The organism is Bacillus sp. AFS031507 (genome assembly GCF_002584635.1).
GTDB lineage: Bacteria > Bacillota > Bacilli > Bacillales > Cytobacillaceae > Neobacillus.
The window spans coordinates 164,561-177,426 of the sequence record NZ_NUOW01000007.1 but is presented as its reverse complement, the minus strand read 5'-3'; the positions used below and the strand labels follow the sequence as shown (position 1 = coordinate 177,426).

Genomic DNA, 12,866 nt, shown 5'->3' with positions numbered 1-12,866 from the left:
TTATTTGCCGCGCTTCGTCCATGGACCGCTTCTCTACGTCCTTTTTCCTTTGCAGCTCTTCGGCTTTAGCGCGCTTGTAATCTTCTCTCGTTCTATATTGTTCATGGTTTGAATTATTTACTGACATTCCTTAATTCCCCTTTAACTGAAGCCGTCCATTTGTTTTTATCTGGCATGGTTGACCCCGGATTCAGTGAGTTAGTACATATTATAACCATTAATTGTGTTCAACTCATGTTGCTGAGTCATTCAATTTATAATTTTAAAAAAATAATTTTTCCAATTCATTACCTCTATTATAAAAAATAAATTGAAAATACTCATCAACTTTTTACAGGAAATAGTCAATAAACGTAGAAATAGCTCAATTTTTGTCGCTTTCTTTGTTTTTTAAGGTGTATTATTGCAAAATTATTCCCCCGAACCCAAATAAAAAAGCCCAATGATCGAGGCTTGTCCTGCCTGCTTCATTAGACTTTTTGTATCCAAGGTATGATGTCATACAACAGCAAACCTAGAATGGACCAAAGTGATTAACTGTTTATCCAATTTCCACTCACAGGCAAAGAACAATTTTTCAGGGAAAATCATCCAAACTTCCGATTTGGAATTTTGTCGATGTTATCTAGCATTATTCCTGTTCCAATTGCCACACAATCCATTGGATTTTCTGCGACAAGGACTGGAACCTTTAATTCATCCGCTAGCAGCATGTCGATGCCGTGCAGTAATGCTCCGCCACCCGTTAAAATCACACCACGGTCAATGATGTCAGCCGATAGTTCCGGCGGTGTGCGCTCAAGAACGCTTTTTGCTGCCTGAACGATCACGGCCACTGATTCACGCAAGGAGCCTTCGATTTCTTCCGAACGAACAGAGATGGTACGCGGCAGGCCGCTAACCATGTCACGGCCGCGGATTTCCATTTCTTCCGAGCGTGATCCTGGGAAAACTGTCCCGATGTTGATTTTAATATTTTCAGCTGTGCGCTCACCGATTAACAGTTTGTACTCGCGCTTGATGTAGTTGAGGATTTCCATGTCGAACTTGTCGCCGGCCATTTTGATGGAGGAGGAAGTCACGATATCGCCCATTGAAAGAACAGCCACATCCGTCGTTCCTCCACCGATGTCAACTACCATGTTTCCGCTCGGTTGGAAAATGTCCATTCCCGCACCAATTGCAGCTACCTTTGGTTCTTCTTCTAAGTAAATCTTTTTCCCGCCGCTTTTTTCTGCAGCTTCTTTGATCGCCTTTTGCTCAACGCTTGTAATATTCGTTGGGCAGCAAATCAGAATGCGCGGCTTCGATAGAAATCCTTTTACGTTCAACTTATTAATAAAATGCTTTAACATTGCTTCTGTCACATCAAAGTCAGCGATCACGCCATCTTTTAATGGGCGGATCGCGACAATGTTACCAGGTGTCCGACCAACCATACGGCGGGCTTCTTCACCAACAGCAAGTACGCGATTTGTATTTTTGTCAATTGCCACTACGGACGGCTCATTTAATACGATTCCACGGCCCTTGACGTGAATTAACACGTTAGCCGTACCTAAATCAATCCCAATATCTCTTGCAAACATTCTCTTTTCTTTCCTCCTTAAAACGGTATCCACATACTTTTCCTAATTGTATATTGTACCATACTCATTAAAATTTCCATACTTTTAGAAAATAAAAGATGGTATATTTTGCAGAAGGATGTCGAGTTAAGGAATTCTAGAGAATGCTCTTGAAATTTTTTGTTTTCTCAGCTTGAATGATTCGGAAATTGAGATCTATTTTACAGTTTCGCCTTCCTTTTCTTCTTTTTGATATTTCATTTTCGTTGCCTCTCCCCCCCGGAGATGACGGATCGATTTATGATAATCTAGAATACCTTTAACCTCATTTGCCAGCTCTGGATTAATCTCAGGAAGTCTCTCAGTTAGATCCTTATGGACTGTACTTTTGGATACGCCAAACTCCTTCGCAATCACGCGAACCGTTTTCCTCGTCTCCACGATATACTTTCCAATCTTGATAGTTCTCTCTTTGATGTAATCGTGCACACTCTCGCCCTCCCTAAATTGGATGTGAGTAGTGTGAAATGAGACCCGCTTATCACTTCGACGAATTCTGCTTCCGTTCTGGTGTCTGTTTTGGTGTCATCAATTTTGGTGTCATGGTGGTGTCATTTTTGGTGCCATTTTGGTATCACCATTTTGGTGTTACTATTTTGGTGTTACCATTTTGGTGTCAGGCACCATTAAAAGACATTTGTCCACCAATGGAGGACACTTCCGTTGATGAGTGTCAGGCACCAGACGGCAGAAAGTAATTTACCTTCTGACTATACGATGAATAATCATGTCCCCGACTGAATATCCGCTAATTTCAAACGACTCTTCACCTCAAACACTCTCTTTGTAAAGGTTTGTAATCATTTTATTAGCTTGGATACGGGATTATGCTATAAATACTCAATCGGGACAAGATGTTATTCCATAGTTTTTTGAAAATTGGACTTCTTACTTATTTTCGACAATCGTGGAGAATCGTCCATAATCGCATGATATAAGGGTTTTTGGCTGGAAATATCACGTTCTTAGCATTTATTTCCCGAGAAATTTGTCGAGAGAAAATTATTCAAAAATGGCGATAATTATTGGAATGAGGGCTAATTATAGGATTCAAAAGCCCGTACTTAATATGATTTGGGGCAATTTTTTACAAAAAGGATTGTTCAATTTATTATATTTTTGATACCTTTTTGATATGTACGTTTTGAAAGGACGATCACGATGACACCTTTTACGGAAAATGTGATAGAAATTATTCGAAGTATCCCTGAAGGCAAGGTTGCGACTTATGGTCAGATCGCAGGGCTCGCTGGAAGCCCCCGTGCTGCCCGCCAAGTCGTCCGCGCCCTCCATTCCATGAGCAAGAAGCACCGCCTCCCCTGGCACCGCGTCATCGACGCTAAGGGGCAAATCGCCCTCCAAGATGACGAGTCCTACAATGAGCAAAGGCTGTCGTTAGAGGCAGAAGGCGTGGAGATCGGTCTAAACGGAGTCATTGATCTGGAGCGTTATCAGTGGAAGCCTTCCCTTCCCACCACTGAAGTAACCTAACGAAAAAAAGGGGCATCCATCAGCCCCTTTCCCACTTTACTATCCTAAAGTTTAATATACTTTTACCGTTCGGGCGGCACTGGTTAATCCTTTTGCATCCGTTGCCGTTACAGAAAAAGAAGTTCCTCGTTTTTGCCTCGGGATGTTTACTTTAAAGCTCCCATAACTATTGGCCTTTGCCCAATACATCCTATTACCAATCCACACTTTCACGACGGCTAGCTTTTCTGTTTTTCCAGTAACTGAGGTTGCGGTATACTTGACAGCATTCACAACAGGCAGATTAGGGGCCACACGTGCGACCGTGAGTGATTTTGGATTGCTTATCTTCCCAGCTGCATCCTTTGCTGTAATTTTAAGGGATGTCCCGCTGTTTTGGATCGGGATACTCACCTTGAAATTACCGACGCTATCAGCTTTCCCATTATAGTACTTACTACCAATTTGAACAGTCATAATCGCATACTTTTCAGTCTTGCCCGTAACCCATGCTGATTTGTTGTTAACGGCATTGACCACTGGGATGTTAGGGGCAATTCTCGTTACCTGTAGTGTCTTTGGTAAGCTCGTTCCCCCTGCATCCGTCGCAGTTACGCTTAAGACCGTGCCGCTGTTTTGGGCAGGAATTGCCACCGTAAACTTTCCATTGGCATCGGCATTGCCTTTATAGGAGGATGCTCCTGCTTTTACCGTAACCACAGCAGATTTTACCGTTACACCCGTCACTGTGGTCGCTTTATTGGTAACAGGGTTCACCGTCGGGCTATTGGGCCGCACTTTAACGACCACGAACTTTTGTAAACTTTGATTTGTCGCGGCATCCACTATAGTCACGTAAAAAGTTGCACCAGGAGTTGGCGGGGTAATCTGAAAGGAAAATTTCCCGTCAGAATCCGCATAACCGAAATAAGTATGGCCAACCATGGCAATCGACACAGAGGAGCCGGCTTCGGTTACACCTGTGATTTGAGTTGTTCTATTTGTCACCGTATTTATCTTAATAGGTGGCGGGGTTATGTCCTTTACTGTAACAAATACAGGTGGGCTGACATTATTCACAGCATCCGTAGCGATCACGCGCAGGTAAGTACCTGATCTTTGCTTGCCAATCGGAATCTTAAAAAGACCATCAACTGGGTTGGCATCTCCCTCGGCAATCAAGACGTCCTCATTAAAAATCGAAATATGAGCTCCTGCTTCTGCCACGCCGGTTATTTCCTCCGTTGTCACTGTATTTGGAGTGTCCAACGAAAGTTTCAGCGATGGAGGGGTTACATCTTTTACAGTAAAGTAAATCGATTCCCCTTTATTCTTGGAGGCATCTTCTATCCTAACTTCGATTTCCGTTCCTGCTGGTTGCCTCTCAAAAATAATCGAAAAATAATCGGAAGACACATAGCGTGAACCGAGGATGGTTTGTCCTGCAATCACGCTAATGAGCGCCCCTTTTTCTGCGTATCCACTAATGTAATCCGTCAGGTCTGTGATCGAGTCTTGATTTAACTGCGGTGCGGCGGGCGCTGTTATGTCCGCCACTATGGCTGTCGCAGCTGGACTGATGTTCCCGGCTACATCCGTGGCGGTGATCTGAATCATCGTTCCTGCTGTCTGTTTTTCAATCGCGATCGAAAAATGGCCCTGTTCATCTGCCTCGATTTTTCCAAGGGAAATAGTTGCTTTGGCCTCGACCGTCGAAAACGGCTCGGCTTTACCGGTGATTACTTGAGAATGCTCGGTCACTGCATCGACAACAGGCGCCTCTGGCGGGGTTTCATCCCCAACTGTGACAACGGTCTCTGGACTTACCCGGTTGTAACTATCCGTCGATTTGATCGTTAGCTCCACTCCACTTTTTTGCGGAGGAATTGGAATCTGGAAGCTCCCATCTGTGCCAGATGGTCCTTCGCCAATTTTCTCGGTTCCCTGGTAAACTTCCACCTGACTATCCTGGTCAGTAATGCCACTCACCAATGTATCCCGGTCACTTAATTTTTCAACAAACGGCTTTTCTAGCGTACCAATTGGGTGGCCGTTTTCAAACGGTTTATAAGCAACTGTACCAATGTCTAACTTACCCAAAAAGTTACTGTTATCGTTCCCGTCCGTAATTCCGCGCTCGATTCGAAGTGGATCGGTTACACCCCAATAATTATCATTCGCATCAAAGAGCAGTCGATTATACCCTGAGACCTGCACGATCACTTTGGTGTGTGGCCATCCAAAGAAATTATTTTGGTTCATGTGGATATTGGGAATCCCGCCGTCCCCATAGTCACCTCTTACAGTCAGATCATTATAAGAGTCGATTGGATTCATAAAGGTATTATTTTTAACAAAAATTTCCCCTGGTCCATTCGCAACACTTAAGTCCGCCTTTTCACTAAAAAAGTTATATTCAATAGATGAGTTCAATTTTGATGAGGAAATAGAAATCGAGCCATTTTTGTATTGGTTATGGCGAAGGATGGCATTTTTGCCAATCGTCGTCACAAGAAACCCGCCATTGTACCTTGATTGACGATAATGGTCCGCATATTCAATCTGAACAAAACTTCCCTCAAAATTACTGCCTTGTACATACACATCCTGCAAACGGATGCGTTCTTGCTCGGTCCCAACCGCCTTCAATTGGCCGCGCACAGAAATCCATGACCCATTTTGACCAATCAACTCGACCCCCGGCTCCATCGTAAGGGTTACTCCCGAATTAATTTCTATCATACCCGTTTGATAATAGGGCGAGCCGTCTTTGGTCAACACTCGATCTTCACTAATCACGCCGGATATCGTGCTGCCGCTAGTAGCGGTTTCCGCGTGGTTCTTCATTGGGAACATTGTCAATAATAAAAGAGTAGATAGAAAGATTTGCAGAAATTTATTATAAAAAATCATCCGATTCTTCTCCATTAATAGATTTATCATATTTATTATCGTGGCTGACATCCCATATTTCAATATCTTATTTCCACTTTCTATTGGTAAAAACCAACAAAAAACCCCTGATTTTTTGGTGCCTGACACCGTATTGAGGGCGAATAATTGTCTTCCTGGTTTACTTATGTGGCCCGCTGAATTGTCCAGGTGGGTCTCTCTGAAAATTGAAGCATGGTCGGTGAGTTGGACAGTAAATAGGTATTCCCGCAAACACCCCCAACTAAAAATTAACTCAAAACAAAGAAAAACACCTAGCCGCCTAGGTGTAATCCCAAATCTATTTAAAAGTCCACATGGTGGTGCCTGACACCAACCGATCCACCCTCCATTTACCGTACCAACTCAAATACCTTCTTCACTTTCTTCACCGGCACCAGCGAACCGCCCCGGCCCTGGACGTTCTCGACCATCATCGCCACCATCAAACTTGGCAACTCTGTGTTGTAACCAATAAACCAGCCATTTTCCGTGCCCGTTTCGCCCTGTTTCTGTTTTATCTCCGCCGTCCCCGTTTTACCAGCCAACGGATACCCCAATATTTCGGCAGCATGGGCCGTTCCGCCAGTGTCACCAACGACCTTCCGTAAATCTGACGCAATGACGCCGGCGTGTTCAGGTGAAACGACCGCCTCTTTCAGCACCTGACCCTGCTGCTCATCCGCCAAAAGAATTGGCCTAATCATATTGCCATTGTTCACAAATGGCGTATACGTCGACAGCAAATGAACGATACTCATCTGAATCTGCCCTTGGCCATAACCAGAATCGGCCAGCGCAATATCCCGATCCAACGCACCAATCGTTGATTTTTCGAGCGGGAACGGAAACGCCAAATCTTCCTCAAAGTCAAATTTCTTCAGCCCATCCGCAAACGCATCCTTCTCCGTTTTCAACGCTGCCTGAGCAAAATAAATATTATCGGAGAACACCAATGCTTTTTCAAGATTAATCGGGCTTCCTCCATGGACCCGCGTCACAAAGTAGCCGCCCCACGATTTATCCTTTTGCCACTTCGACCCTAGAATCGGCACCGCCAGCTCCGGCGTGATCGCTCCGCTCGACAACGCCACCGCTGCCGTAATCGGCTTCATGACCGAACCCGGCGCATAGGCCTGTTTAAACCGCGTTGAGAGCGGCTGTTGCTTATTATCCTGCAGCGCCTTCCACTCAGCCGCCGAGAAGCCAAGCATCGCTTGATTCGGGTCAAACGACGGCGTGCTGACAAGCGCCAGCGTTTCACCCGTCATAGGGTTGATGGCCGCACCCGTGCCGGCTTCCTTGCCAAGTTCATCAAAAATCGCCGCCTGAACATCCGCATCGATCGTCAGCTTGATATTTTTCCCATCTTCGACCGGTTTTTCAGCAAGCACCTCGGCTTCACCATTCTTCTTTTTAATCGTAATCTTCACACCGGGCTTCCCTTTTAACTGCTCGTCATAGACTTGCTCGAGCCCTCTTTTTCCAATCATATCATTGCTCGTGTACCCTTTATCCTTCAATTTTTCCAACTCATCCGCCGTAATCGCACCCACATAACCAATCAGATGCGCCGCAGCCTGATCATACGGATAAATCCGTGCCTCCACCTTCCTCGTCTGCACTGGCTCGAGCGCAATCAACTGGGCAATCCGCTCCTCATCCTGCATCGACACCCGCTTCAACGGCACAAACAACTCCGGCTTAACCCAGCTCGCCGTAATCGCCTTCTTGATTTGATCCGGGCTCATTTTTAACAGAGAGGCTAACGGTTCCAACACTTGGTCCGTCACCTTCCCCGCAACCACCCCAACCTCGTACACCTGACCATTCACCGCCAGCCCGATGTCATTGCGATCAAGAATCTCCCCTCTTTGCGGCGCATCCGTACTAATCCCGATCTTATCGCCTTCCTGCAATTTTGGAAAAATGAACTCAGTATTCCAGTCTACATACCAATTCTTCTTGTCGTCTCTTTCTTCTTTTTGCAACTTAGCCTTCTGGGTGAATTGAATAGACCCAGCAATGCTATTCATTTTGGCGTTAAAAGAATATTGGGCTTGCTCTTTTTCTGCCTGCTTATCCTCTTTCGGTTTTTTGAAGTCAATCTTGAAGTCAGTAATCTGAAGGTCTTTGTAGATTTTATGATAGCGGTTCGTAAATTCTTCTTTAGTGATTTTTTTCTTGGCATCCGTTGAAAGATAATCATACATCTGATCAAACTTCTGCTCATTCCACAAAGCTATGTACTTAGAAAATCGATCCTGTGGCGTCGGTTCCTTACTACAGCCAGCCAAAGCTACCCCAAACAGCAGCATCACCAGCATGGTCCCTACCAACTTCTTCAAGCAAATCCCTCCCTTAATATGAATGGTGTCAGGCACCACAAAAAGACACTTCTAGTAATTTGTCCGCGGTAAGCGGACACTAACCGGGTGTCAGGCACCAATATTATTAATTATACCGTTAATATACATAAAATGGGTAATTGTGAAAATAAGGACAAAAAAAAGAGGAAAGAATTCCCCTTCCCCTTTGTAACGATATTATGAATTTGTATTTTTTGTAGAAGTAGATGATTCTTCGTCCACATTTGTTTCTTGGTCGGAAGAGTTTGCTGGGTCTTCAATCTTTTGTTGTTCTTCCTTCATTTGTGGAGTCTCTACTGATTCGCTTGCTTTATCATTCGAAAGTTCTGCTTCCTGTAACGTGCTTAACGATTTGTTAAAATAGTTAGTGGGATTTACAGCAATTCCATCTTTACGAATTTCAAAATGTACATGTGTTCCAGCTTTTTCATTGAACAAGCTTTGTCCAGCCGTGGCAAGAACTTGTCCCTGCTTTACTTCGTCGCCAACCTTGATCTTTATGTCTTTTACGGATTGATATTGTGTTACAATACCTTTGTCGTGTTCCACTTCAATGACATTCCCAAGGACTGCATCTTCATCAACTCGTGTGACCGTACCGCTTAATGCTGCAACGACATTAAAGGACTCATCATCTTTCATGGTAACGTCGATTCCAGTGTTTGGTTGGTAGGTATTGTTATAAAATACCAATGCCGCTTCCTGGTCTTCTGTTTTTCCATTGAAATCATAGAATTTCGTTTTAACGACGGCTGCATCCGCATTTTCCACTGGCATTTTGAAGTTTTCAAGTGTTTTGCTAACTTCAATCGCTGGTTCTTGGTTCTTTTTACCGGCAATATCAGTGGATTTGTAATCGTATTTGTCTGTCGCACTGTTGCTCGATTGATACCATAGTACTGCGGTCAGAATGAGTGCTGCACTTGCAATATAGATGGCTGGAAATACCCAACGCTTTTTGAAAAAGCGTTTTACGCTGGAACTTTGAGAAGATCGTTTGTTTTCTTCCTCTCTCATTTTCATCACCTCAGCAATCATTCTGAACAGATAAGTAGAATTATATACACGAGCGAAAAAAATTTTTTTGAACTTATTTTTTAACAGTGTTTATGTTTTTATGCATGAAGGGTGAAAAATTATTTTAAAAGTGTTTTTACGATATAGGAGGAAATTTTCATGAAAATCATAAAATGGGTGTGGCGGGTGCTCCCGTTTGCCTATATGGCGGCCATTTGGATTATGTCGAGTCTGCCAGCGGATCATTTTGTAAAGCTGCCCGATTCCCAAGTCGACCACTTTATAAAGGAATCGTTGCATTTAATAGAGTTCGCGATTTTGTATGTTTTGCTCGTGCTAGCGATGTTAACTCGCCGCCACGCCTTCACACCGGCGTTGAATATAGCCTGCGCAGTCTTCGCTGCCCTCTACGGCATTAGCGACGAAATCCACCAATCATTCTATTCCTATCGCTCTTCATCGCTATTTGACCTTGTAAAAGACTTCACAGGGATCTTGGTTTGTTTTTATTTTATCAGAGGGGCATTGTTTAAAGGGAAGTTTACGCGGCTTAGGAAGGTACTGGGGCGTGTGTAGCCATTGCAACTTTTGCGGTGGTTATTTTTGATTGTTTGGTGGTTGATGATAGACCCGGTTTCTATATGTTCCTGTAAAAGGTAATTTCATTGAGGTTAAGAATTTACTTGCGATACTAGTCGAATCAATTTGAAGGAGCTCCCGCAGCTCCGCATTCGTGATTGAAGGCTTTACCAGCAGAAAATAATCGTTGATTGTTGGTATATGGGCGGTTTTGGATTTCAGTTTACATTTTGGACAGCACCATGTTCCATGGTGTAAGTTCATAGGTACATAGATACAGATGGGACATTTTACGCCCGGGAGGAGTTCTGATGGAGATAGGTTGAATTGTTTAAGAATATCTGGATTTTCGGGAGTGTGTTTTGCGAGGAGAAGCCGTTTTATTCTTTTCATCTCTTTACAATCTAATTTCTCCTGCTTATTAAAATTTGCAATTTGATCTATTTTGTCTATTAAATCCTCACTATTGCAAATATGCCGAGTGATCTGTTCGTTTCCCGAGGATGATGTGATCGTGGTTTTTTCATTACTGTTTACAACAATATAATGAATTGGTATTTCCGTACAATTATGCTCTTTTAGCCATCCTTTCAGTTTCTTCGCCTGGAGCTTTGCTTGTAATACAGGGTTTTTGATTCTTTCCTCATTCCCGTTCTTTTTACAAGTAGTCTGGTTAAAGTCTTTTTCAAATTTCAACTCCCCGCTAATATTTTTCACTTCAAGAACTAAGGCAAATGCTGAACAAAGGATTAAGTAATCAATTTGAAAATAGTAACCATGATATAATAGTCGTATACCGTGGAAAATGTAGTATTTTTCATCGGGAAGCATGCTTAGGTGAAAGACCAGGGACTTTTCCCCCCGATAGCCAGCCATCCTACTTTTATATTCCGCCACTACTTCAGGATAAATCGGATGGTTGTATGGCAGCCTCCCGCCTTGAAGGAGAACTTCTAGTTTCTGGATTCTTAATGACATCGTGCACTCTTTACAAAACAAACGCATCATTCCTTTCCTTTTTTTTCTATATTTCTTTTCTTCCTCCTCAAATTCCTGCAAAAATCGACACTACTTTGAAAATTATTTCTTCCTTTTTTTCGAAAAACTGGTTTACTGTCGACTTTGAAAAGTTTACTGTCCGGTCCAAGGATTTACTGTCGACTTTCTAACCTTTACTGTCCACTTTCCAAGGTTTACTGTCCACTTTCCCACTATTACTGTCGAACCACATCAAAACCACAAAAATTTCCAATTTCCCTTCTAACCCAAGCTCCTTTATTTAGAAGGAACACTTTTTAAAGCTATTTTCCTTTTCGTAAATCCTATTTAATTACACTTTTTAGAAAAAGCTTTCGATTACTGTCCACTTTGAACAGTTTACTGTCCGGTTCCAAGGATTTACTGTCCACTTTCTAACCTTTACTGTCCACTTCCCTAGGTTTACTTTCCACTTTCCCTCTTTTACTGTCGAACCCACCCAACCTCAACTCCTCCCACCTAAAATCCCATCAAAAAAAGCCAGGCATCTTCCCAACCCAGCCTGGCTCCCCACATATTCACTTCTTCGCAGTAACCGTTTCTAGCATTTGATCCGCCGACGTAATCTCGACTCCCTGATAATAATGCTTCACAATTTCCTTATAATTCTTCCCTTCCATTGCCATTCCGTTAGCCCCGTATTGGCTCATTCCGACGCCATGACCGAATCCCTTGGTGGTAATCACAATATTATCGCCCTTACGCTTCCAGGCAAAGTCAGATGACCGCAGATTCAGTTTATCGCGGATATCGCGCCCGCTCAAAACCTTTCCATTAAATTCAACCTTGCCGACACGTTTCCCCTCTGTCCGGTCGACAATTTTTCCAATCGTTGACCCCGAACCGAGCTTCACTCCAAGCCGCGCTTCAAACTGATGAACCGTCATTACCTTTTGACTGTTAAATTTCGGGGAATTTTTATCCCATGGACTGGATACACTTCTTAAGTATGGGATGTTGCCTGCCCAATAATCTTCCGAGTTTTCCGTATAACCATTACTAGTGGAGAAGAACAATGCATCAATCGGCTCACCATCATAGGCCAAAATTTGCCCAGCCGTTGCTCGAACAGCATTTAAAACCTTCTTCCTTTTCGCGTCGTACTCCATTCCCCATTCCCTTCTTAGTTCATCATCATTCATGTAAACCTGATGGATTTGGGTGTCCGTTACCTGCGCACCTTTAGGGACGCCGAGCGTATCCTTACTTAATAACCTTTTCACGATATATGTTCTCGCTGTTAGTGCCTGGGCCTTTAGGGCTTCTTCCTTAAACTCTGTCGGCATCTCAGCTGATACCACACCAACGAGGTAATCTTCTAATTGTACATTCTCAATTTGGGATTTTGAGGTACGGAACACCGCAACTTCGACGGCCGGATCGGAAGAAGTGGGCACCGCTTTGGTTTCTTTGGCCGGGGTCTTGGTTAAATCCTCCCCTAACTTTCCACTCGCCCGATGCTCATCCGAGAACGGTAACACGAGAACTGCGGGAATAATTAATGTCAAGGCAATGAGGACTGCTGCTAGTACGACGAAAGGTTTGATTTTTTTCATGATAGTGCCTCCAGTTTGCAAATTCACAACCCCGCCTACAGCACAGGCGGGTTGCGTCTCAATTAATACATATGGAGGTGGACAAGCATTTATTACGGTTTTTTTATATAAATAATGAACCTGGTGTCAGGCACTGCTCGTGGACAAATGTCTTTCCATGGTGTCAGGCACCATCCAAACACAAATGTCCACACTACACGTACACTCACACCACACGCACCATACGCGCGCCACGCCACGATTCCCGTAAAATATAAAAAAGGCCCTGATTCTACATC

General features: G+C 43.6%; 11 protein-coding genes. 3 read left to right on the top strand and 8 right to left on the bottom strand.

Features of this window, described 5'->3' with window-relative positions:
* Nucleotides 1-587: 587 nt before the first annotated feature.
* Together mreB and spoIIID are read right to left on the bottom strand one after the other, a co-directional pair.
* A complete protein-coding gene (mreB, locus tag COE25_RS09455; protein ID WP_088090147.1) occupies nucleotides 588-1,589 on the bottom strand; it encodes a rod shape-determining protein in 1,002 nt (333 codons plus the stop codon).
* Nucleotides 1,590-1,784: 195 nt separating this feature from the next.
* Entirely contained in the window at nucleotides 1,785-2,057 is a 273-nt protein-coding gene (spoIIID, locus tag COE25_RS09450; RefSeq protein WP_088090148.1) for a sporulation transcriptional regulator SpoIIID, read from the bottom strand.
* A 128-nt stretch (nucleotides 2,058-2,185) separates the two neighbouring features.
* On the opposite strand from spoIIID, the gene COE25_RS30655 reads away from it, so the two are divergent.
* Together COE25_RS30655 and COE25_RS09445 are read left to right on the top strand one after the other, a co-directional pair.
* Complete coding sequence (locus COE25_RS30655) at nucleotides 2,186-2,326, top strand: hypothetical protein (RefSeq protein ID WP_180247468.1); 141 nt, start codon at nucleotides 2,186-2,188, stop codon at nucleotides 2,324-2,326.
* A 463-nt stretch (nucleotides 2,327-2,789) separates the two neighbouring features.
* Nucleotides 2,790-3,119: an MGMT family protein gene (locus COE25_RS09445; RefSeq protein ID WP_098932422.1), complete on the top strand. Its 330-nt coding sequence runs from the start codon at nucleotides 2,790-2,792 to the stop codon at nucleotides 3,117-3,119.
* A 51-nt stretch (nucleotides 3,120-3,170) separates the two neighbouring features.
* Here COE25_RS09445 and COE25_RS09440 read toward each other — a convergent pair whose 3' ends face one another.
* The 3 genes from COE25_RS09440 to spoIIQ form a co-directional block, all read right to left on the bottom strand.
* Entirely contained in the window at nucleotides 3,171-6,011 is a 2,841-nt protein-coding gene (locus COE25_RS09440) for an Ig-like domain-containing protein (protein ID WP_098932421.1), read from the bottom strand.
* A gap of 371 nt (nucleotides 6,012-6,382) precedes the next feature.
* A complete protein-coding gene (locus COE25_RS09435) occupies nucleotides 6,383-8,377 on the bottom strand; it encodes a penicillin-binding transpeptidase domain-containing protein (RefSeq protein WP_098932420.1) in 1,995 nt (664 codons plus the stop codon).
* A 198-nt stretch (nucleotides 8,378-8,575) separates the two neighbouring features.
* Nucleotides 8,576-9,415, bottom strand: a complete 840-nt coding sequence (gene spoIIQ / locus COE25_RS09430) for a stage II sporulation protein SpoIIQ (protein WP_088090152.1) — start codon at nucleotides 9,413-9,415, stop codon at nucleotides 8,576-8,578.
* 159 nt (nucleotides 9,416-9,574) lie between these two features.
* Between spoIIQ and COE25_RS09425 the strand changes: the two genes are divergently transcribed.
* The gene (locus COE25_RS09425; protein ID WP_088090153.1) at nucleotides 9,575-9,991 is read left to right on the top strand and encodes a VanZ family protein; all 417 of its coding nucleotides are present in this window, start codon (nucleotides 9,575-9,577) and stop codon (nucleotides 9,989-9,991) included.
* A gap of 21 nt (nucleotides 9,992-10,012) precedes the next feature.
* On the opposite strand, the gene COE25_RS09420 is transcribed toward COE25_RS09425, so the two are convergent.
* The 3 genes from COE25_RS09420 to spoIID all read right to left on the bottom strand — a co-directional run bounded on the left by COE25_RS09420 (nucleotide 10,013) and on the right by spoIID (nucleotide 12,588).
* A complete protein-coding gene (locus COE25_RS09420) occupies nucleotides 10,013-10,972 on the bottom strand; it encodes a nuclease-related domain-containing protein (RefSeq protein ID WP_180247467.1) in 960 nt (319 codons plus the stop codon).
* Between the two features lie 361 nt (nucleotides 10,973-11,333).
* Nucleotides 11,334-11,471 (bottom strand): hypothetical protein, encoded by a 138-nt coding sequence (locus tag COE25_RS30650; RefSeq protein ID WP_180247466.1) that lies wholly within the window; start codon nucleotides 11,469-11,471, stop codon nucleotides 11,334-11,336.
* A gap of 79 nt (nucleotides 11,472-11,550) precedes the next feature.
* Nucleotides 11,551-12,588, bottom strand: coding sequence for a stage II sporulation protein D (gene spoIID / locus COE25_RS09415; protein ID WP_098932418.1), 1,038 nt, complete (start codon nucleotides 12,586-12,588; stop codon nucleotides 11,551-11,553).
* Nucleotides 12,589-12,866: the final 278 nt, after the last annotated feature.